The organism is Winogradskyella rapida (genome assembly GCF_042675845.1).
Classification (GTDB): Bacteria; Bacteroidota; Bacteroidia; order Flavobacteriales; family Flavobacteriaceae; genus Winogradskyella; species Winogradskyella rapida.
This window is the reverse complement of sequence record NZ_JBHTKM010000063.1, coordinates 897211-921153: the sequence shown is the minus strand read 5'-3', so window position 1 is coordinate 921153 and position 23943 is coordinate 897211. Positions and strand designations below refer to the sequence as shown.

Here is a 23943-nt window from a genome sequence, read left to right as displayed (position 1 = left end):
ATGCTGTTTGCATATCTCGTTATAGCAGCTTTGCTATATCAATTGGCATTACATAGCTAATTTATTTATAATGCTGAATTGATAGTCGATTTAAACGCAACAAGTTTTATTGAAAAGCATAAATGAAAACAAAAAATAAGCCCATTCTATATTGTATTAGAATGGGCTTATTTATTTTAGAAGCTATACTAAGTTTATCTTCTTATGGATTTAATAGAATAGGAGCTCCAAAATCTAAGGCTTCTAATTTGCTGAGTTGCGTTTTAGCATCTCCAACAATTACATATATCATTTTATTGGGTTTTATGTAAGTTTCAATCAAGGCCTTTACATCGTCTACCGTAAGGTTTCTTACAATGCTTTGGCGTTGTTTTGCATAATCGTCAGCGTAACCCAAGTTACTAATCTTACTAAGCATTTGTAATTTAGATCCTAAAGTTTCAAAAGCGCGAGCACTACTTTTTAAGGTAAATCCTTTTGTAATTTCTAAATCCTTAGCGTTATAGTTAGGCCCGTAATTTTCTAAAATAGTTTTTACGAGGGCGGCCGATTCGTAAGTCACATTTGTTCTTACACTACTATTAATGGTGAATTGACCACTGTAAGCATCAGCATCAAACCTAGAACGAATACCATAGGTATACCCTTTCCCTTCACGTAATTCTTGTGTTAATTGCGAAGCAAAACTTCCGCCACCTAAACGGTAATTCATTACTGTAGCAGCATAATAATCGCTATCAGTTGCCTTTAATGAAGGGTAACCAAATTTTATAACCGATTGTTTTGCTCCAGGAACATCATAAAAATAAACTTTAGAGGTTTCCGGATATTCTGGTGTTGGTAAGTCAGGGAGGTTTACCGTTTTAGAGTCCCATTTGGTATTCAGTTGTTCTAAAGCCTCTACAACTTGTGTTTTAGAAATTGCACCAACCACATGAAAATTAGTCAACTGAGGGCTTAGTTTTTCCGTATAATAGTCTTTTAAATCTTGAATGGTAATAGCATTTACAGAAGCTTCAGTTCCTTGTGGATTGTAGGCTAAAATATGATCTTCACCATAAACTTGTTCTGCAAAGGCTTGCGAAGCAATACTATTAGGATTTCCTTTTTGGCGTTGAATATTACTAATCGTACTTTGTTTTAATAACCTAAATTCGGCTTCATCCCAACGTGGTTCTAGTAGCATTTCCGTTACTAAAGCCATTGTGGCATCAAAGTGTTTTGCTAAGGTGGTTCCGGCAATGGTAACGCTGTTGCTGTTGGCATAGCTATAAATTTGAGCTCCTAAACTTTCAATGGCATTTTCTAATGCTTCAGGAGTTTTGCTTTGCGTGCCTTTACTCATTAATTTGGCCATAAGATTGGAAACTCCAACCTTCTCAATAGATTCTAGAAGTAATCCGCCTTTAATTTCCAATTCAAATTCAACTAAAGGAACTTCAGTATTTTCAATACCATATACGTTTAGCCCTGAACTTAAGTCTTGTTTCCACACTTTTGGGATCACTAAATCCGGACTCGCTCCATAAGGCGGTTCCTGAGAGCGATCAAATAAACTCGGAGTTTTTTCGTAGTCCGCTGCAACACTGGCATCAAAGCTATCTTCAGCACCTTCTATAATTTGCTCTTCAACCACCTGCGCTAATTCTGAGTTTTCTAGTATAAGGTCTTGCTGTCCTTGAGGAACAAAACTAGTCGCGATATATGGTTTACCTTTAATATAAGTTTGGTACACACGCATTACATCTTCCGGAGTTACCGCTAAGATGTGTTTTACATCTTGGTTAATATAGTCAGGGTCACCGGCAAAAATTTCATATTGTGCTAACTGAAATCCTTTTCCTAAAACACTAGAAAGTCCGCTGTAGAAATCTGTTTCTTGTCCTGCTTTAATTCTGTTAAGATCACTTTCAGAAATACCATGGGTTTCAAAATCCTTAAAAGCCTTGTCTATGGCTACAGCAACATCATTTAGGTTACTGCCACTAAAAGCGGTAACATTTAACATAAGTTGTCCGGCAATTTCAGCATTGTTTTGATAGAAACTAACACGGTTGGTCAGCTGCTCTTGGTCAATAAGCACTTTGTTAAGTGGCGCTTTTTTACCTCGTGCTAAATAATTCGTTAAAACACTTAAGGCATAAGCGTCTTTATCATACTCCGGTACTCCTGGCCATGCCATTGTGAGTTGTGGTAATTGCGCAAAATTATCGATATAGTATAATTTCTTTGTGGCGTCTAAAGTCACGGGTTGTTTTTCTATTTTAGGAATCGCTTCACCTTTAGGAATTTCATCAAAGTATTTTTTTACCCAGGCTTTGGTTTGTGCCACATCAATATCTCCAGCAATAGTTAAAGTCACATTATTAGGTACATACCAGCGTTTGTAAAACTCTTTAACATCATCTAAGGTGGCATTCTGTAAATCTTCTAAAGATCCAATAACTTCCCAGCTGTAAGGATGTCCTTCAGGATATAAGTTACTATTGATAACGCTAGAATTAAACCCGTAAGGTTGGTTATCTGCACGTTGGCGTTTTTCGTTTTTAACCACTTGTTTTTCCTTGGCTAAAACAGGTTCAGTTACAGTATTGATAAAGTAGCCTAGTTTATCAGCTTCAGCCCAAATCATTTTTTCTAAAGCATCTTTAGGGACGGTTTGAAAATAATTGGTACGATCGCGACTTGTAGAGCCGTTTGCACCCGAGCCTCCTATACGAGCACTCATTTGGTCTAAACCTCCTTTACCTAAATTCTCAGATTCTAAGAAAAGTAAGTGTTCAAATAAATGGGCAAAGCCTGTGCGGCCTTCTTTTTCGCGTGCTGATCCTACGTGAGCCGTTAAGGCAACAGCCACCACAGGGTCTGATTGATCTACGTGAAGGATGACTTGTAAACCGTTGTCTAGCGTAAATTTTTCAAAATCGACTTTAAAGTTTTCTTCTGTGTCTTGTACGGGTTTCTCCGTTGCCTCTTGGCAAGACCATAGTCCGAAAAGGACCCATAGACATAAAAAACTTGATTTAAGGTGTTTCATAAATATTAGAGTTTAAGGAACTGCTGATTTTTAAGTCCGTTCCGTATTTAGGTTGGTTTTATATCTTAAAAAATAAACGTGTTCGTCCTTTTATAAGACGGTATTGTTTGAGTTGAAAACGCGACTACAATTCAAAAGCGTTATTATTCACCATAAAAATAGAATTCGCTAAAAAGAGTTTTCCATTTTCCCAGAAATTCCTGAAAAGCGTGTTGTCTACCATGTAAATAAAACTTCCATTTCCAAAAGGCTCTTCGCCAAAAATTAAAGTTTGGTCTAATTGCTTTAAAGCCTCTTGTCCGGCAAAACCAGAAAAAACTTGGGTGTTATTTAAATACGCCACATTATAACCTTTGCTAAGTAAATTATAATTGTGACTTCCTTGTTTTAAGGTGAAATAGTCTTGCTCATATCCAAAGGCCATAGGATGGGTGTTATCTACTTTAGCTTTAAAAATCGCTCCCGTAATTAAATGATTACTGTAGGCACGCTCGCGGTCAGCATAAGAAGTCAATAGTGGTGTTTCCGTATTGTTTTCTGATCGTTTAGAGCTTAAATTTAAATCTTCATCCCTATCAAAATTTCTTAAAGCGCCGTCTATGGCAATCAATTTTCCTCCAGAACGTACCCAGTCTTTTAGTTTCGTCATGGTTTTTTCACTCAGAACGTTTCTATAATTCCCATTAGGAAGGATAAGCACATGGTAAGCATCTAAATTGGTGCGGGCTAAATGAGCCGTGTTTATTGAGGTTAAAGGGTAGTGTAAATCTTGTTCAAAGAAATACCACACTTCGCCATAACTTAAAGAAGAGGTACCTTCTCCAGAAAGTACAGCAACCTTTTGTTTGTTGATTAATTTAATATCTGGAGAGCCTATATCTGGTGTGGTTTGAGAAAATCCTGAATGAATTTCAGTTAACTCTTGATTAAAGGTTTTAGCAATACGTTGTAATTGTGATACGGCATTTTCAATATGCTTATTATCGCCTTTTGTAATAATGAGTGAACCGCGTTCAAACTTGCTGTCTTTTGAGCGGAACGGTTTTTCAGTAAAGCGCACCTTAAAGTTTTGTTGTAATAATTCCGCTAAAAACTGAGCGTCATTCATGCTATTCCAAGCACTGACGTAACCATAAGCATCGTTTAAGGCAGGTTGATTTTTAGTCGTAAAGTTGGTGTTGCTCTTCACTTTTATAGTGCTGGCTATAGCTTCTAAACCATAAGCATAGGGTAGGGACCAAGCCGTGATATCGTAAGTTAATGAATCTGAAAGTTTGGCATTAGGTTCAAAAAGGACTTTAACCATCTTACCTTTTGGTTGATCGCTATGGATCACTAAAGCCGAATTGTTAATCGTCATCTGACCTTTCTTTCCAGTGCTGTATTGGTAGCCTGAAACTTTATCGGCCTCAGGTTTTTCAAATTGAATCTGATGAGTAGTTAATAGCTCCTTTAGGCTATTAATGTGATTGCTTTCTCCTTGAACCACGTAACTTTTATAGTTAAGCGAGGCATTGTTAAAGAACTTTTTAAATTCGGTATTGAGTTGTTTTGCATTTTTTGAAGCCATTTCTATAGTAGAAAGTCCCGTTGTTGTATGGTGAGTAAGGCGTTCTACTAAAGTTAAAATATGGCCTTCATCGTTAAGAATCCCTAAACCGGCTCTACCATGCCCTCCTTGTTCGTAAGTCATACCCATAGCGCCCATATAGGTTGGGTAAGTATCTCCATAACTTGGGTAAAACAAATCGAAACGTTCTCGAGTGAAAAATAACCAACCTTCAGCATCGAAGTATTTCGCATGATTTTTTCCAATTTCAGTTTGAAAATCGCGTTGCCAATCGGTTATGATTTCATGAAAAGGTTCTGCGGCAGGTGCAAAATAATAAGGCTCATTTATACCTTGTTCATGAAAATCAACATGCACATGCGGCATCCATTGGTTATAAACTTTAAGGCGTTGCTGTGTTTCTACTTGTGTCGCCCAAACCCAATCTCTGTTAAGATCAAAAAGGTAATGGTTGGGTCTTCCGCCAGGCCATGGCTCTTGATGTTCACTAGCTTGGGCATCTGTATTATAGATATTGTCGGCAGTTTGGTTGTACCAATTCACATAACGATCGCGACCATCAGGATTTACAGAAGGATCGATAATAACGACCGTATTTTTAAGCAGGTCGTTATGTTTGGTAAGTAAATTATACAAGGTTAACATTGCAGCTTCAGAGCTAGAAGCTTCATTACCGTGCACATTATAGCTCAACCAGACAATAGCAACCTCAGAGGACGTAGCCTTTCCATCTAAAAGGCCAATGTTTTTTAAATTATTGGTTCTAATGGTTTCTAAATTCTTTATATTTTCTTCACTAGAGATGTACGCTAAGTTTAAAGCTCTACGTTCATTGGTGGTTCCGTAAGATTCAAATTTTACTTGTTTAGGGCGTGCTGCTGCGACAGCCTTAAAATAATCGACAATTTGATGGTTTCTACTAAATTGACTTCCAATAGGGTAACCTAGGAATTCGCTTGGCGATTGCAGGTTTTGAGACACTAAGGACAGTTGAAAGGTAAAAAGCACAACGAGTGCTAGCATAAGTTTTTGCATGGAATAGCGGATTAATTACAAGCTAGTAAATATACATTGCTCGGCTGAATTAACTAAAAATTAGTAGTTAAAAAATAGAAGTGCAGTATATTTATGCCCAAATAAATAATTTGTATGCCAACCGACTGTATTCCGTTTAGGGAAACCCATTATTTTTCAGACTTTATTTGTGATTATCTCGATGAGAACCCCGAGTTAAAAGGCTTCTATCATCGATTTCCAAAATTAGAGAACTTTAAAGCACAGTTAGAAGAGAAACAGGGAACTATAACACCACAGTCTCGAAGCGTTTTGGTAGAAAGTTTAAAACAGCAATATGAAGATGTTCAAGCTTCTGAGGCCACGACGGAAAATATTTCGCTGCTTAATTCAGAAACGACCTTCACGATTACCACGGGACATCAATTGAATTTATTTACAGGTCCGCTTTATTTCCTGTATAAAATTATTTCTACCATCAACTTAAGTAAAGAGCTAAAAGCGGCTTATCCTAAGTATGATTTTGTGCCGGTGTATTGGATGGCTTCTGAAGATCATGATTTTGAAGAAATCAATTATTTCAACTTTAAAGGAAAAAAAATACAGTGGAATTCTGAGCAAACCGGAGCGGTTGGACATTTTAATACCGAAGGCTTAGAGGCCGTTTACAATGTTATTGCGTCCGAATTTGGACCCGGAAAACATGCAGAACAATTAAAAACATGGTTTAAAGAGGCCTATCTTAACCATGATAATCTCGCTGATGCCACACGGTATTTAGCCAATGCCTTATTTGCAGATCAAGGTTTAGTAATTATAGATGCGGATGACAAAGCTTTAAAACGCTTATTTATACCGCAAATGAAAAAGGAGTTATTAGATCAAACGGCGTTTAAAGAGGTTGCTGAAACCAATAAAAAGCTTGAAGATCTAAACTTAACCATTCAAGTTAATCCTAGAGAAATCAACTTATTTTATATCAAAGATGGCTTAAGAGAACGCATTGTAGAACAGGATGGGGAATATTCTGTTTTAGAATCTGATTTTAAATGGACGGAACCCGAATTGCTTCAGCATTTAGAAACTTATCCAGAGCGTTTTTCTCCAAACGTGATCATGAGACCTTTATATCAGGAAGTTATTTTACCCAACCTTTGTTATATTGGTGGTGGCGGAGAAATGATTTATTGGTTGCAATTAAAGGCCAATTTTGAAGCTCAAAATGTCACTTTTCCTATATTGTTATTACGAAACTCAGCCTTAATAAAGTCCGAAAAGCAAGCAGAAAAATTAGAACGACTACAGATTTCTAATCGCGATTTGTTCTTAGATCGCCATTCTTTCATTAACAAGAAAGTGCGTAAAATTTCTAATATAGATATCGATTTTTCTGAACAGGTAAAGCATTTAGAGACGCAGTTTAAAGCCCTTTATGATTTAGCGGAGCAAACAGATCAATCTTTTGTGGGGGCCGTAAAATCGCAAGAAGTCAAACAAATAAAAGGATTACAACATCTTGAAAAGCGCTTATTAAAAGCACAAAAACGAAAGCTTGCAGACCAAATAGAACGCTGTACCGCTCTGCAAGAAGCCTTGTTTCCAGGTCAAAGTTTACAAGAACGAAATACCAATTTTTCAGAATTGTATTTAGAATACGGCGACCAACTGATACCCGAACTAACCAAAGCCTTAAAACCACTTCAAGGCGAATTTTTAATATTAAATTTAAAATAATTAATGCATCACATTGATATTGATTTGATTGAGATGACTCTAGATGTCATGAAATATGTCATCGGAAGAGTTTCAGCAACAGAACATCAAATTGGAAAACCTAGAAAATCGGAAGATTTAAAAGCCTTAGTCGGTGATACCGTAACTCCAAAAGGCGTCGGCGGCGAATACGCTTTTAATTTATGGAAAGAACACTTGGCGAAGACCAACGTTCCTGTAGATCACCCTCGAAATTTGGCCTTTGTACCGGCATCGCCAACAAAAGCAGCCATCATGTTCGATCTTATAACGTCAGCGTCAAGTATACACGGGGCGTATTGGATGGAAGGCGCTGGTGGAATATTCTGTGAAAACGAAGCTATGAGTTGGATTGTCTCTTTAACAGGGATGCCAGAAGGGGCTTTCGGAGTCTTTACAAGTGGCGGAACAGCAGCAAACTTATCGGCTATAGTTACGGCAAGAGAACATTGGAGAGAAAATGCAGAATTTAAAGGGGAGAAAGGATTAATTATTACCTCTATAGGAGCGCATTCTTCTATTAAAGCCATGGCAAAAGTTGCCGATGTTGATATTATTTTGGTGGATTCTGAAGAGCATCTTACAGGAGCCATGCTAGAGGAAACTATTGCAACTTTAACCGAGCACCAACGTAAATGTTTATTTGCGGTAGTGGCTACAGGTGGAACAACGAATGCGGGGATTATTGATGATCTGTCAAGTGTAGCAGACGTTTGTGAAGCTCAAAATTTATGGTTTCATATTGATGCCGCTTATGGTGGTGGTGCCTTAGTGGCAGACTCTGTACGTCATCTTTTTAAAGGGATTGAGCGTGCCGATAGTATTACCATTGATCCTCATAAATGGATGTTTTCACCTTACGATTGTGGAGCCGTACTTTATAGAGATATGGAATTGGCCAAAAATGCACATTCGCAACAAGGCTCTTATTTAGAGATTTTTAAAGATGAAGGAGCTCACGGATTTAACCCTACCGATTATCAAATTCAATTAACAAGACGTGTTAGAGGGTTACCGTTATGGTTCTCTTTAGCAACACACGGTACAGATCGTTATAAAGAAGCGGTAGAACGTGGATTAGAATTGGCACAGATAGCAGGCCGTTTAATAGAAGCACATCCTAAATTAGAATTGGTGAGAGAGCCAAGTCTGTCTTGTGTGTTATACCGAAGAATAGGATGGGAGCCGGAAGATTATACGCATTGGACTTACGAGAATCATAAAAAAGGATTCGCATTAGTAACACCTACAAAATGGAAAAATGGCGATACTTTTGAAACCTGTTCTCGTTTCTGCTTTATCAATCCGGATACTACGGAACGGGATATAGAAATGATTTTAGAAACTATGGAATAACCGCTGTAGTTTTAGTCTTAAAGCCGTTAGTTGTGTTTGGCATGGCTAACGGCTTTGGTATTTCAAAATTATATGAAGTATAGGGCTTTAATTCTTAAAGTCATTACCGATTATAACTAAGTTAATACAAGCCGAATAGGCTTAAAAGCGGGTTTTAAAATAAAACCTATAATATATTGTTTTTTAATTATTTAATATTTTTTGAAATTTTATGTAATTCGTAAATCGAAAATTTCAAAATCAATCGTTATTTTTGCGCATGCAACACAACAAAGTCCTTATTTTAGATTTCGGTTCGCAATACACACAGCTTATTGCGCGTCGCGTTAGAGAATTAAACATCTACTGCGAAATTCATCCATTCAACAAAATTCCTTCAGATTCTGATAGCTTTAAAGCTGTTATTTTATCTGGTAGCCCAAATTCCGTTCGAGGAGAAGCCGTGCTTCATCCCGAGTTGGAAGGCATCAGAGGAAAAAAGCCAATGTTAGCCGTTTGTTACGGAGCACAATATTTGGCGCATTTCTCAGGTGGCGAAGTGGCAGAGTCTAATACCAGAGAATACGGTAGAGCCAATTTAAGCTACATCAAAACTGATGAACCTTTCTTTGAAAATATTCACGAAGGAAGTCAGGTTTGGATGAGTCATAGTGATACTATAAAACAATTGCCTACAGGTGGTGTTTTATTAGCAAGTACTAATGACGTAGAAAATGCAGCTTATAAAATTGAAGGTGAAGAAACCTATGCGATTCAGTTTCACCCAGAAGTTTACCATTCTACAGATGGTTACCAACTATTAAATAATTTCTTAGTAAAAATTGCTGAGGTAGAACAAGATTGGACACCACAATCTTTTGTAGAAGAAACCGTTGAAGGTTTACAAGAACAATTAGGCGATGATAAAGTCGTTTTAGGATTATCTGGAGGGGTAGATTCTTCAGTAGCCGCTATGTTATTACATAAAGCTATTGGTAAAAACCTCTACTGTATTTTTGTAAATAACGGTTTGCTTCGTAAAAATGAATTTGAAGACGTCCTTACGCAATACGAAGGTATGGGCCTTAATGTAAAAGGTGTTGATGCTTCGGCACGCTTTTTGGATGCTTTAAAAGGATTGAGTGATCCAGAGCTAAAACGAAAAGCTATAGGTCGTGTATTCATTGAAGTTTTTGATGATGAAGCCCACTTAATACAAGATGTAAAATGGTTAGCACAAGGAACAATTTATCCTGATGTTATTGAGAGTGTCTCAGCGACAGGCGGGCCAAGTGCAACGATAAAAAGTCATCATAATGTTGGGGGCTTACCAGATTTTATGAAATTAAAAGTCGTAGAACCTCTAAAAGCCTTATTTAAAGATGAGGTAAGACGTGTAGGGGCTTCGATGAATATGGATAAACACTTGTTAGGAAGACACCCTTTTCCAGGGCCTGGACTAGCAATTCGTATTCTTGGAGATCTAACGGAAGAGAAAGTACGTATATTACAAGAGGTCGATGCTATTTTTATTAATAACCTACGCGCTTGGAACCTTTACGATAAGGTATGGCAAGCCGGAGCAATGTTATTACCTGTTAATAGTGTTGGAGTTATGGGCGATGAGCGTACCTATGAAAAATGTGTCGCTTTAAGAGCGGTAGAAAGTACCGATGGTATGACGGCAGACTGGGTAAACTTACCATATGAGTTTTTACAGAAAACCTCAAATGAAATTATTAATAAAGTAAAAGGGGTAAACCGAGTTGTTTATGATATCAGCTCTAAACCACCTGCGACCATTGAGTGGGAGTAAATTTAAATGACCTGTTTAGTCTTAAGTAAAGACCAAACAAAACCTATAAAATCCTACAAGGTTAATTTTAACCTTGTAGGTATAAAGAAAGCGTTTATGAAGAAAATTTTGGCTATCATTTTAATTGCGGTTACAACGTTTGTAAGTGCGCAACAGAAATATATTGAGCATACGGTTCAACCTGGAGAAACTATTAAAAGTATTGCCAAAGCCTATTTAGTAACGCCTTTCGATATCTATGCTTTAAATCCTGATGCACAGCGTAAATTTCAACCTAATTCGGTATTAATTATTCCGAATTCTAAGATTAAGAATGCGCCTATTGAAGAAGAAAGCAAAGAACTTACCGGATATACAACACACAAAGTAAAACGTAAAGAAACCTTATACGGTTTAACCCAAAAGTATGGGGTCTCTGAAGAAGAGATTAAAAAAGCCAACCGTTTTCTTTATGCCAACAATTTAAAAAAAGGGGATAAAATTAGAATTCCACGTTATAAAACTGTGAGTTCTAAACAAACCTTAACCAATACGGTTAAAAAGTACACGGTGCAACCTAAAGAAGGCAAATGGAGAATTGCCTATAAATTTGGGATTTCTGTAGCCGATCTCGAGGCGTTAAATCCATTTATGAAGGATACGATTCAGCCTGGAGATGAGTTAAACGTGCCTAATATTCAAGATCAAGAAGAAAAAGAGATCGAATCTGAATTTGGCTATTATGAAGTATTACCAAAAGAAGGATTCTACAGATTAAAGGTAAAATTAAACCTTACTCAAGAACAACTTGAACATTTAAATCCGGAATTAAAAGAAACCGGATTAAAAGCGGGAATGGTGTTAAAGATTCCTGGTACTGTTAAAGGGACCTCTGAATTAGAAACGGTTTCAACCACCAATTTAAAAACAAATCTTACCAATTTTAAGACTAAAAAAATAGCCTTAATGATGCCTTACCGTCTTGACCGAATTGATGTGGATGCGGTGGAAGAGACTAAGGAGATGATGAAGAATAATAACTTATTGTCTACAGTTTTAGAATTTCATATTGGTGTGATGATGGCTTTAGATTCTGCCAAGCAATTAGGGATTTCAACAGATTTAAAAGTCTTTGATACCCGTTATAACGTGGCGAAAACCAATGATATCTTGGTTGAAAATGATTTTTCAGACTACGATGCGGTTATAGGACCAATTGAAGAGAAGAGTTTTAGTCGTGTAGCCATGAGTCTAAAAAGAGACAATATTCCTGTTATAGCGGCTATGACAAAACCAAGTGAGTTGCTTAGCAATGTGTTTCAAACCCTACCGGAAGAAAAATTAATGCGTCAAGCTATGATTAATTTTGTTAAAGCCGATAGTAGCCAAACAAAAGTGGTTATTATTTCAGACCATGCACACCGTACAAGTAGCGAAGCGCTTAAGCAAGAGTTTCCAAATGCTAAGATTATTTATTCTCGTCCAGATAAAAAGAATAAAAGTAAAGATGCGTTCTTTATCTATCATACCGATTTGCAAAATGTAATTTCAGCAGGCAAAACCTTAGTGTTTTTAGAAACAGATAACTACAATTACTCTACAAGCGTTATTAGTATGCTTAATGGATTGGTAGGACCTAAAACAGATATTATCTTAGCAACTCTAGATAAAGGGAAAGCTTTTGAAGGTAAGGATATCGATAATAATAACTTATCTAATTTACATTTTCATTATCCATCAGTACGTAAAGATTACGACGAAGCAAGCTCTAACGGTTTTGTTAAAGCTTACAGAGCAGAATATGGAGTATCGCCAAGTAAGTATGTGGCTCGTGGATTCGATATTACTTTAGATTTACTGATGCGTTTAGCTTCTGCTGAAAATCTATACGATAGCAACTTAGAAGCTATTGAAACGGAGTATGTTGAAAATAAATTTAGATACAAGAAAACCTTATTTGGAGGGTATATTAATGAAGCGATTTATATTGTGAAATATGATAATCTTAAGATCATCGACGCAAATTAAATAGATGGCTGTAAAGGTGTAGCAGACTTAAGTTTAGAGTCCTTCTTGGGAGTTAAGAATAGGGTGCTATATGAATAGGAGAACAACACGTGAAAATTATAATTCTTTTTCTAAGCTTACTAGTGGTGACGCCCGTTTCTAACGACGATGCCATAACTTGGAATGAAGATAAAAAACTGATTTGGGCCGATTTTAAAGCGCAGCCAGATTCCAATTCTGATGCAGCAGCCTTAACAGCGTCAGGGATAACTTTTGGTTTTGCTGTAAAAACATCAGGAAACCAAATTGTAGATTTTTCTACCACAGTGTCCGCTCAATTTTATCCACATAAATCATGGTATATTAAAGACAAAGCCAACCCTCATGTTTTGGCCCACGAACAATTACATTTTGATATTACAGAACTTTATGCCCGTCAGTTTAGAAAAGAACTGGCCTTATTAAAGGTAAATAGAAAGATAAAGGCACAAATGAAGGCCTTGCATTCGCAGATCAATACGGCCTTAAATGAGCGCCAACAACGTTACGATTTAGAAACTAATCATTCTATGAACGAAACGGCGCAACAAGAGTGGAAAACCAACATTGCACAAGAGCTTAAGCAGCTAGAATCGTTTCAATCCTTATAAGATTAAACCGGTTTTAGTAAGGTTTAAGAATTCAACAAAACCCCTACCGATACAAGTTAGCATGGAATTAGACGGCACCGTTTTAATTGAGTTGGCACATTATAAAATGCCATTCGGAAAATATAAAAACTATTATCTTATAGATGTTCCTGAGCCTTACTACATATGGTACCAACAAAAAGGCTTTCCACCAGGAAAGCTAGGACGTATGATGGCGCAAATGTGCGAGATTAAGATTAATGGTTTAGAGGAGTTGATCTACAACATCCGAAGAGATTTTAAGAAGTAAACCCATCCATTTATTTTCTTCAGTGCTAAACTTTGGGCTATAGATGTCTGATTTTTTTAGAACGTTCAGAGCTTATCTTTTGTTAAAATAGGGACGCTTCTTTTTTTATTTCTCAATTATCATAAAAGCTTAGTGGATTTGTATAGACTTTTAAATGAAGTGTGAATTTTAAAGCGCTTGGACTATAAGGATTAAGCCTTGTTTTTGGTCTTTACTTTGAATATTAAAAAGAACATATCAACAAACCATAAACAAATAGAGAATAACTCATTAAATTTTGTAATTTTGCCTGCGTTTAATAACGTATCATGACTACAAACCCGAAGTATATTTTTGTAACCGGAGGCGTATCTTCTTCTCTCGGAAAAGGTATTATAGCAGCATCACTAGCTAAACTCCTTCAAGCACAAGGTTACAGAGCCACCATCCAAAAATTAGATCCATATATTAACATCGATCCCGGTACTTTAAATCCTTACGAGCATGGCGAATGTTACGTAACGGATGACGGTGCTGAAACCGATTTAGATTTAGGACACTACGAACGCTTTTTAAACGTGCCCACTTCACAGGCCAATAACGTTACTACTGGTAGAATTTACCAAAGTGTTATTGATCAAGAACGTCGTGGCGAGTTTTTAGGGAAAACAGTTCAAGTAATTCCTCATATTACTGACGAAATTAAACGTAGAATTCAGATTTTAGGAAATTCTGGAGACTACGATATTGTCATTACTGAAATTGGAGGAACCGTTGGAGATATTGAATCCTTACCTTATATCGAAGCTGTAAGACAGTTAGAATGGGATTTAGGAGAGCACAATACCTGTGTTATTCACTTAACCTTAGTGCCTTATTTATCTGCTGCCGGTGAGTTAAAAACAAAACCAACCCAACACAGTGTAAAAACATTGATGGAGAGTGGGGTACAAGCCGATATTTTAGTTTGTAGAACAGAGCACAAATTAAGTGACAGTTTAAAAACGAAATTAGCGCGTTTTTGTAATGTGAAAAAAGAAGCGGTTATCGAATCTATTGATGCTTCAACCATTTACGACGTGCCTAATTTAATGCTAAAAGAAGGTTTAGATAAAGTGGTTTTAAACCAACTTCAGCTTAAAAGCGACGTGCCAGATTTAGAGCAATGGAATGAATTTTTAAAGCGTCATAAAAACCCTAAAAGCGAAGTTACTATTGGCCTTATTGGTAAATATGTAGAACTTCAAGATTCTTATAAATCTATTTTAGAGGCGTTTATTCATGCCGGTGCAGAAAATGAAGTAAAGGTTAATGTAGAACCAATTCATTCTGAATATTTAACGGAAAGCAATATTGAATTTAAACTCGGCCATTTAGATGGTGTTTTAGTGGCACCAGGTTTTGGAGAACGTGGTATAGAAGGTAAAATTGCAGCCGTTCAGTTTGTACGTGAAAATAATATTCCATTTTTAGGAATTTGTTTAGGGATGCAAATGGCGGTTATTGAATATGCTAGAAATGTCTTAAAACTACCAGAGGCTAACTCTGTAGAAATGGACGATAAAACTGCAGATCCTGTGATTAGTTTAATGGCCTCACAAAAAGGTGTGACTAATAAAGGAGGAACCATGCGTTTAGGAACTTGGGATTGTAAATTAGAACAAGAGAGTATAGCGCATAGTGTTTATAATTCTGAATTAATAACGGAAAGACACAGACACCGTTTTGAATTTAATAATGATTATAAATCCCAATTTGAAGCTGCAGGAATGAAAGCTACAGGCTTTAATCCTGAAACAGGATTGGTAGAAATTGTGGAAATCCCTACAAATGATTGGTTTATTGGGGTACAATACCACCCGGAATATAAGAGTACGGTGAAAAATCCACATCCTTTATTTATCGCGTTTATTGAAGCAGCCTTAAAATACAACAAGAAAAAATAATGCGTCACTTTGTCGCAAACTAAAAATTGGTTAGCTATTTGAGGAATCGGAATAGAACCATTTAAGACCTCTTAAGTGAGATGCCTAATAAAGGGCGACTTATCACTTAAAGAGGTCGAAAATTAATATGACATGGAAGAAAAGAAATTCGACGTTAAATCTATTATAGGTTTCGTACTCATTTTTGGGATATTATTATACGTAATGTACCAAAATCAACCTACACCAGAGGAGCTTGAAGCACAAAAACAAGCGGAGCAAGCTCAGGCAGAAGCAGAAAATAATCAAAGTAAACAGAATGCCGATTTAGTAACCACGGCTAGTGATTATACTGAAAATACTCAAGTTTTAGACTCGACACAAAAAGCAGCCCTTCAGAATAAAGTAGGCGCATTTGCTTATGCTTTAACCTTACCAAAGTCGTCAGAACAATACACAACGGTGACTACGGACGTGTTTGAATTAAAATTCAACCGTAAAGGGGGACATTTAGCAGAAGTGAAATTAAGAAACTTTGTAGACTATGACTCGGTTCCGGTATATATGGTAAAAGACCAAAACAGTGCCTTTAACCTTACCTTTGGAACTTCTGATAACAGAACTTTAAATACTCAAGATTTTCCTTTTGAACCTACAGTGACTAAAAACGGTGAAAATACCGTAGTCTCTATGAAACTTAAGGTCTCTGCTTCGGACTTTTTAGAATACCGTTATGAGTTGAAACCAAACGATTATATGATTGACTTTTCAATTCGATCGCAAGGTTTAAACGGTGTCTTTAATACATCGCAGCCTATTGCTATAGATTGGAAACAAAAGACCATTCGTCATTCAAAAAGTATCAGTTACGAAAACCGTTACACACGTTTAACCTATATGCATGATGATGGTAAAGTTGATAAATTATCGCAAGGTGGTGATGACGATGAAACGGTAAGTGATGTTGATTGGATTTCTTACAGACAGCATTTCTTTAGTACAATTTTAGCGGCTGAAAATGCAACTTTAGATAATGTGGCTATGACCTCGTTAAATTTAGTTGAAGATGAAGAAATAGATACTTTATACACTAAATTATATACCGCTAAAATGCCTTTAGCGTATAATGGTGGTGAATTAAATAAGAATTTCGGATTGTATTACGGACCTACAGACAGTAAAACCTTAAAACAATACGATAAAGGATTAGAGAAAAGTATTCCTTTTGGATGGGGAATTTTTGGTTGGATAAATAAAATGTTATTCATTCCATTATTTAACTTCTTAAGTGGCTTTTTACCTTACGGTATTGCTATTATTGTAATGACGGTTCTAGTTAAGATTTTATTATCTTTTGTACAGTACAAGCAATTCTTATCGCAGGCGAAGATGAAAATCTTAAAGCCAGAATTAGATGCAGTAAGAGAAAAATACAAAGACAATAAATTAAAAGCACAGCAAGAAACCATGGCTATTCAAAGCCGTGCAGGAGCAAGTCCTTTAAGTGGTTGTTTACCTGGATTAATGCAAATTCCTGTATTCTATGCCTTATTTATGTTTTTCCCAACAGCCTTTGCATTAAGACAAAAAAGTTTCCTTTGGGCAGATGATTTAAGTTCATTTGATTCGGTTTTAGATTTACCATTCCGTATTCCACTATATGGAGATCACGTTAGTTTATTTCCAATTTTGGCAGCGATTGCGATTTTCTTTTATATGAGAATGACAACAGGTCAGCAAATGGCAAATCAACCAACACAAGAAGGGATGCCTGATATGGCTAAGATGATGAAGTACATGATATACTTCTCTCCATTAATGATGTTAGTCTTCTTTAATAACTATGCCTCTGGTTTAAGTTTATATTATTTTATTTCTAACTCTATTAGTATTGGAATTATGCTCGTGATTAAAAATTACATTATTGACGAGGACAAAGTTTTAGCTAAGATTGAAGTGAATAAAACCAAGCCTAAAAAGCAAAGTAAATTTCAGAAGAAAATGGCTGAAATGATGGAGCAAGCCGAGCAACAAAAGCAAGCGCAACAACGTGGACGTAAAAAATAAGTCTACAGACGTTTAACGTCGTCTTTATATAGAGACTCACAAAGTCTAATAGAGCCTTAACATTTAGTGTTAAGGCTTTATTTTTGCCTTGTATTGGGCTTTAATTGAGAGGGTTGAATCTTCAGATTAAATATAAAGCTCAAAGAATATATAACTCTCAATGAATATATAACTCAAAGCTAAGAAAATATCATAACAGTCCATGCTTTAGATAGAAGGGTGCAGGGAAGACGCTAGGGTTGGAGTGAGGGATGAATAGCGTTATGATGAAATAAACAGCATAAAAAACACCCAAACGGTATGTCGTTTGGATGTTTTGAAATTAATCAATCAATATAGGGGTATGCAATTTCTTTGCTTTTATTTTAATTAGTCGTATCTGGAAGTAATACAGTTTCAACAGCATGAATTACACCATTAATCGCTTGTACATCTACAGCAATAATATCGATGTCTGTATTCCCAGCACCATCGGTAATTTTAGCCGGATTTCCGTCATTTCCTGGTAAGTTAATCGTTATCATATCCCCTTGTAAGGTCGTTGGCATCATACCATCGCTAAGGTCTTCCGATCTTACGTTGGCTTCAGTAATAACGTGGTGTTCTAAAACACTTGTTAATAAGTCCGAATCGATATTTTCAATAGAGTTCCAATTATCGTTACTATCTAATAAGGCTTGGAAAGCAGAGTTTACTGGAGCAAAAACCGTAAATGGCGTTGGCGTTACACCAATAGGAAGTGATAGTGTTGTTACAAAATCAGGTTGATCATCGGCGGTTAAAGCCTCAACTAAACTGCTAAAATTAGGGTCTGCAGTAGCGAAGGTTACTATTGAAGGTAAAGTAATCACTTCATCCACCACATGAACAATACCATTAGAGGCGGTGACATCGGCCGTGGTTACAGTAGACATTCCGTTTAATATAACGCTACCTTCAGTAAAATTATAAAATAAACTCATGTTGTTCCCTGCAACACCAGCAGCTTCAGTACTCACATAACCAGAACCTGCACCAATTAAATCGGTAGAGGTAATAGTAGCTCCGGCAATCACATGATTAGATAATACATTTCTTACGGTTACAATTTCTGTAGCCGTCATATTCGATAAATCAATATTGGCTTCCGTTAGAAAATCACTAAATGCATCATTCGTTGGAGCAAATACGGTAAAAGGTCCGTCACTTTGTAATGTGCTAACCAAATTGGTAGCTTCTAAAGCGGCGGCTAGAGAGGTTAAATTGTTTTCAATCGCTACATCTACGATTGTCATAGGTTCTGTAGGGGGTAAATTGTTGTCGTCATCATCACTACATGCAGTAAGACCTAAAACCAATAGAAATACTGTAAGTAATTTGAAGTTTTTTGAAATAATTTTCATTGTTTTGAGTTTTTAAATTGTTCAACATTCAAACTTTATAAAAGTTTGTTTAACTAAATTACGAAATGATTAAACAATTAGTTTATAGCTTATTTACTTTAACATTATTTTTAACATCTGTACAGGCACAAGATGCAGTAAATCAGTTTGATAAAAACAAGAAACGGCACGGCTTGTGGACCAAGAACTACTACCAGACGGATCAAAAACGTTATGAAGGGGTTTTTAAACACGGTAAGGAAGTCGACACCTTTAAATATTACACGCTATCGGCTGGGAAAAGTGTATTAAGTGCCGTCAAAGTTTTTAACGAAACCGATAGCATTGCTAAGGTTACCTTTTACGCTTCTAATAAAAAAGTGATTAGTGAAGGGCAAATGAATGGGAAGCGCTTTATGGGCAAGTGGATTTTTTACCATAAAAATTCTTCAAAAAAAATGATTGAAGAGTATTATAATGATGCGGGTCTACTTTCGGGAGAACGTTTTGTGTATTACCCTAATGGTGTTTTAGCAGAAAGTGCGCATTATAAAGATGGGAAGTTAGACGGTGAAGCCAAGTGGTATTCTGAGAAAAATACCCTCTTACGCCATACCATTTATAAGAACGACAAACTCCATGGGCAAGCGTATTATTACAATGCGAATAATCAGTTGACCTCAGAAGGGGTTTATGAAGAAAATCAGAAAAAAGGGATCTGGAAGTATTATAAGGATGGTAAATTAACTAAAACTGTAGATCACACCAATCAGAAAGTCATATCTAAAAAACCATAGGGATTAACTATGGTTTAAATAGGATTTGAGAATGGCAATCTATATAAGATTGCCTTTTTTATTTCGTAATTTTGCCAAATGTTTTCGAACAAAGCATAATGTAAATTGATAACGATGTTTAGAAGACGTTTTGCTTAGCCTTTTTTAAGTTGAAAAAAGTGCTAACAATAAGGACTTAAAATAAATATAATAAGGATATTAACGGATGAAAAGAGTAATAGTAGGGCTTTCGGGAGGTGTAGATTCAAGTGTAGCCGCATATTTACTAAAAGAACAAGGTTACGAAGTTATTGGGCTTTTTATGAAGAATTGGCATGATGATTCGGTAACCATCTCTGACGAATGTCCTTGGCTAGAAGATAGTAATGACGCCATGTTGGTGGCAGATAAATTAGGGATTCCATTTCAAACTGTAGATTTAAGTGAACAGTATAAAGAGCGTATTGTAGATTATATGTTTGACGAATATGAAAAAGGTCGAACGCCTAATCCCGATGTGCTTTGTAACCGAGAAATTAAGTTTGATGTTTTTATGGACATTGCCTTAGAACTTGGAGCCGATTACGTGGCCACAGGTCACTACTGTAGAAAAAGTACTATTGAAAAAGATGGCGAAGAGGTGCATCAGCTTTTGGCCGGTGTAGATGGTAATAAAGATCAGTCGTATTTTCTGTGTCAGTTGTCGCAACAGCAATTGGCAAAAGCCTTATTTCCTATTGGGGAATTGCTTAAACCTGAAGTTAGAGAAATTGCTAAAGCACAAGATTTAATTACCGCTGAAAAGAAAGATTCGCAAGGGCTTTGTTTTATTGGTAAGGTAAGGCTACCCGATTTCTTACAACAACAATTAAAGCCTAAAGAAGGGCAGATTGTAGAGATTGATGCTAATTTTGAACGTTACAATCATGTCCCGCCGACCTTCAGTACTAAAGAAGAAGAATTAGCCTATGGGTCTAAAAAACCAGAATACAAGGTTGCCGACGGAAAAGTGGTAGGGAAACACCAAGGGGCCCATTATTTTACCAAAGGACAACGTAAAGGTTTAGGCGTTGGCGGCACGGTAGAGCCCTTATTTGTTATTGATACCGATGTTAATGAGAATGTCATCTATACAGGTCAAGGTAAAAAACATCCAGGACTTTACAGAAACGTCCTTTTTGTGTCTAATGAAGAATTACATTGGGTACGTACGGATTTGGCATTAAACGACGGAGAAACTATGGACGTCTTGGCAAGAATACGTTACCGACAAAATTTAGATAAAGCCACCTTACATAAAGTAGCTTCAGGATTGTATGTTGAATTTGAAACCATGCAATCGGCGATTACGGAAGGCCAATTTGTAGCCTGGTATTTAGGAGAAGAACTCGTAGGTTCTGGCGTAATTTCTTAAATTAGTCGTAAAGGTTAATTTGTTTGAAGACCTTTTAGATGTTCATCTGAAAGGTCTTCTGTATTTTAGAGACCAATTTGTCATATGAAAACCGAAGCCCATGTTGAGAACAGTACTCGTTATTCTTTTAGTTTGCCTAAGCGCACCTACTTTTGCACAAGAAGACGCTTGGATTTATTTTACGGATAAACCTAATGTAGCGGCTTCGCTTGCAAATCCTATTAGTATACTGACGCAGAAAGCTATAGACCGAAAGCAAAATTTTAATATTGCTATAGATGCACGCGATGTTCCTGTAAATGAAGGGTATGTTACCACGGTTAAAACGCAAACAGATATTTTGGTCTTGGCAAAATCGAAATGGTTTAATGCGCTGCATGTGAGAGGAACGGAAAGTGCTATAAACGGGCTTACCAATTTAGATTTTGTAGATACTGTTGTTTTTGCAAATCCTAATCTTAACAGCAGTGGGAGACCCGAGCAGCAGCATACGGATTTAGATATTGAAGATATCACGATTGCGTTTACCTACGGAAATACCCAAAATCAGGTAGAAATGATTGGGGTGGATAACTTACATCTCGACGATTATACCGGAGAAGGAGTCAGCATTGCCATTATGGATGCCGGATTTCCGAATGCAGATACCATGGGCGCGTTTCAAAATTTAAGAGACCAAGGGTTATTATTAGGCGGGTATGATTTTGTAGACCGAACAACCGATATTTATAACAGTACCTCAAGTAACCATGGAACTAAAGTATTAAGTACTATGGGCGGCTTTATTCAAGATAGTTTTGTGGGCACTGCACCAAATGCGTCTTATTATTTATTTAGAACCGAAGATGCCTCAAGTGAAAATCCAGTGGAAGAGAGTTATTGGGTAGAAGCAGCAGAACGTGCTGATAGTTTAGGTGTAGATATTATAAATACATCTCTGGGCTATACCACTTATGATAATGCGAATTACAGTTATACTCCTGCAGACATGAATGGCGAAACGGCCTTTATTACTAAAGGCGCTAATATTGCTGCTGAAAAAGGACTATTAGTTGTGGTTAGCGCAGGAAATTCTGGAAGCTCTTCGTGGCAAACGGTCGGCGCTCCAGGAGATTCGCCTAACGTGCTTAGTATTGGTGCTGTAAATGCAGATGGGGATTATGTGTCTTTTAGTTCCCAAGGTAGTGCCGCGCAAATTGGTTATCAGAAACCCGATGTTGTGGCAAGAGGTGGAAATGCTTTTGTTATTGATGAGTATAATAGTATTGTTCAAAATAATGGGACCTCTTTTAGCGCACCAATTCTTTGTGGGGGACTTGCGGCCTTAAAACAAGCCTTGCCTAATGTAACACCAAGCGTTCTTAAAGATTTGGTGAGGCAATCGGCATCACAGTATAATGCTCCAGATCAATTTTTAGGATACGGAATTCCTAATTTATACACGGCTAAGAATTTAGCGTTATCAGTGGACGATTTCAATTTAGAAGGCCTTCGTCTGTATCCTAATCCGGTAAATTCAGACCTATATCTCAGTTTTCCAGAAGCTCAAAGTCAGATCAAGGTTGTTGTTTATAACCAATTAGGTCAAGAAGTCTTACAAGAAACACTTACGGAAACTACCGAGAGTCTTGACGTTTCCGCATTATCCGCAGGGGTTTATCTTATTCAACTTAGCACCGAAGTAGGGGTTAAAACACTTCAGTTTATTAAAACGATGCCTTAAATTAAGGCTGAGCTAATTAGACCTTAAGACGTCATAATGGAATAGAAGTATCTTCATAATTTCATGGCATTTCCATCGTAATTTTCATCTGAATTGTCGAATTTTATACACCATAAAATATAGAACACTTATGATGACTAATAGAATCACTTCACTATTCAATATCAAATATCCTATCATCCAAGCCGGAATGATATGGAATAGCGGTTGGCGTTTGGCCTCTGCTGCAAGTAATGCTGGAATTTTAGGATTAATTGGAGCAGGATCTATGTATCCTGATGTGTTGCGAGAACATATTCAAAAATGTAAAGCCGCTACCGATCAACCTTTCGGGGTTAACGTCCCGATGTTATATCCCAACATTAAAGAAATCATGGATATTATTGTAGAGGAAGAGGTTAAGATTGTATTCACCTCTGCAGGAAATCCGAAGACATGGACTAAATGGTTACAAGACCAAGGGATTACTGTGGTTCATGTGGTAAGCAGTGTTAAGTTTGCTTTAAAAGCGCAAGCGGCCGGAGTAGATGCTATTGTGGCTGAAGGTTTTGAAGCTGGTGGCCATAACGGAAGAGATGAAACCACTACTTTGACCTTAATTCCAATGGTGAAAGAACAATTGGATATTCCATTAATTGCAGCTGGTGGTATTGCCACAGGAAAAGCCATGCTGGCGTGTATGGTTTTAGGTGCTGATGGTGTACAAGTAGGAAGCCGATTTGTGGCTAGTGAAGAATCTTCTGCGCACCAAGCGTTTAAGCAAGTGGTGGTCGATGCTAAAGAAGGTGATACCCAATTAACCTTAAAAGAATTAGCTCCAGTTAGATTAGTGAAAAACAAATTTTACAACGACGTCCAAGAGCTTTATAAAACCAGCCCTACTCCAGAGCAACTTAAAGAATTATTAGGCAGAGCTCGTTCTAAACGAGGAATGTTTGAAGGTGATTTAGAAGAAGGCGAGTTGGAAATAGGGCAAATTGCAGGCTTAATTCACGATGTGCAACCCGTGGTTAAAATTGTCGAGACTATGGTTGCTGAGTTTGAAACAGCGAAAGACCAAATAGCAACCTTATAGATTAATGCGAATACGTTTCCGGTTAAGGCTAGACGATTAAAGCACGCATGTTGTTTGAATGTTGTAAAACACTGCAATTAAATTTATTTGCAGAATACAAGACCTTAATTTTTCAATTTTAAAAGCAACGGATAGCTCGTTATTAGAAGATAAAAAAACTAAATTTGCTTGCAC

Annotated in this window: 15 protein-coding genes; 12 read left to right on the top strand and 3 right to left on the bottom strand. The window is 36.8% G+C overall.

Translation table 11 applies throughout. The features are described from left to right. Positions 1 to 202: 202 nt before the first annotated feature. On the bottom strand, positions 203 to 3037 hold the full coding sequence (locus tag ACFQ13_RS11370; RefSeq protein ID WP_386117404.1) for a M16 family metallopeptidase: 2835 nt from the start codon (positions 3035 to 3037) through the stop codon (positions 203 to 205). 124 nt (positions 3038 to 3161) lie between these two features. Then, complete coding sequence (locus ACFQ13_RS11365; RefSeq protein ID WP_386117401.1) at positions 3162 to 5642, bottom strand: M14 metallopeptidase family protein; 2481 nt, start codon at positions 5640 to 5642, stop codon at positions 3162 to 3164. Between the two features lie 114 nt (positions 5643 to 5756). Between ACFQ13_RS11365 and bshC the strand changes: the two genes are divergently transcribed. The 8 genes from bshC (at position 5757) to yidC (ending at position 17420) form a co-directional block, all read left to right on the top strand. After that, positions 5757 to 7355, top strand: coding sequence for a bacillithiol biosynthesis cysteine-adding enzyme BshC (gene bshC / locus ACFQ13_RS11360; protein ID WP_386117398.1), 1599 nt, complete (start codon positions 5757 to 5759; stop codon positions 7353 to 7355). 3 nt (positions 7356 to 7358) lie between these two features. Continuing rightward, complete coding sequence (locus ACFQ13_RS11355) at positions 7359 to 8729, top strand: pyridoxal phosphate-dependent decarboxylase family protein (protein ID WP_386117396.1); 1371 nt, start codon at positions 7359 to 7361, stop codon at positions 8727 to 8729. 259 nt (positions 8730 to 8988) lie between these two features. After that, positions 8989 to 10524, top strand: a complete 1536-nt coding sequence (gene guaA / locus ACFQ13_RS11350) for a glutamine-hydrolyzing GMP synthase (protein WP_386117394.1) — start codon at positions 8989 to 8991, stop codon at positions 10522 to 10524. A 96-nt stretch (positions 10525 to 10620) separates the two neighbouring features. Continuing rightward, positions 10621 to 12531: a LysM peptidoglycan-binding domain-containing protein gene (locus ACFQ13_RS11345; protein WP_386117392.1), complete on the top strand. Its 1911-nt coding sequence runs from the start codon at positions 10621 to 10623 to the stop codon at positions 12529 to 12531. Between the two features lie 89 nt (positions 12532 to 12620). After that, positions 12621 to 13160: a DUF922 domain-containing protein gene (locus ACFQ13_RS11340; RefSeq protein ID WP_386117390.1), complete on the top strand. Its 540-nt coding sequence runs from the start codon at positions 12621 to 12623 to the stop codon at positions 13158 to 13160. 61 nt (positions 13161 to 13221) lie between these two features. Then, positions 13222 to 13449 (top strand): DUF3820 family protein, encoded by a 228-nt coding sequence (locus tag ACFQ13_RS11335; RefSeq protein WP_386117388.1) that lies wholly within the window; start codon positions 13222 to 13224, stop codon positions 13447 to 13449. A gap of 308 nt (positions 13450 to 13757) precedes the next feature. After that, the gene (locus ACFQ13_RS11330) at positions 13758 to 15374 is read left to right on the top strand and encodes a CTP synthase (RefSeq protein ID WP_386117386.1); all 1617 of its coding nucleotides are present in this window, start codon (positions 13758 to 13760) and stop codon (positions 15372 to 15374) included. Between the two features lie 132 nt (positions 15375 to 15506). Next, positions 15507 to 17420: a membrane protein insertase YidC gene (gene yidC, locus ACFQ13_RS11325; RefSeq protein ID WP_386117384.1), complete on the top strand. Its 1914-nt coding sequence runs from the start codon at positions 15507 to 15509 to the stop codon at positions 17418 to 17420. Positions 17421 to 17785: 365 nt separating this feature from the next. On the opposite strand, the gene ACFQ13_RS11320 is transcribed toward yidC, so the two are convergent. Next, positions 17786 to 18802, bottom strand: coding sequence for a fasciclin domain-containing protein (locus ACFQ13_RS11320; protein ID WP_386117382.1), 1017 nt, complete (start codon positions 18800 to 18802; stop codon positions 17786 to 17788). A 65-nt stretch (positions 18803 to 18867) separates the two neighbouring features. Here ACFQ13_RS11320 and ACFQ13_RS11315 point away from each other — a divergent pair, with 65 nt between their 5' ends. The 4 genes from ACFQ13_RS11315 (at position 18868) to ACFQ13_RS11300 (ending at position 23769) form a co-directional block, all read left to right on the top strand. Continuing rightward, positions 18868 to 19578: a toxin-antitoxin system YwqK family antitoxin gene (locus ACFQ13_RS11315; RefSeq protein WP_386117380.1), complete on the top strand. Its 711-nt coding sequence runs from the start codon at positions 18868 to 18870 to the stop codon at positions 19576 to 19578. Positions 19579 to 19783: 205 nt separating this feature from the next. Continuing rightward, entirely contained in the window at positions 19784 to 20971 is a 1188-nt protein-coding gene (gene mnmA / locus ACFQ13_RS11310) for a tRNA 2-thiouridine(34) synthase MnmA (protein ID WP_386117378.1), read from the top strand. A gap of 100 nt (positions 20972 to 21071) precedes the next feature. Continuing rightward, positions 21072 to 22694, top strand: a complete 1623-nt coding sequence (locus tag ACFQ13_RS11305; protein ID WP_386117375.1) for a S8 family serine peptidase — start codon at positions 21072 to 21074, stop codon at positions 22692 to 22694. A gap of 133 nt (positions 22695 to 22827) precedes the next feature. After that, positions 22828 to 23769, top strand: coding sequence for an NAD(P)H-dependent flavin oxidoreductase (locus tag ACFQ13_RS11300; protein ID WP_386119438.1), 942 nt, complete (start codon positions 22828 to 22830; stop codon positions 23767 to 23769). Positions 23770 to 23943 lie beyond the last annotated feature (174 nt).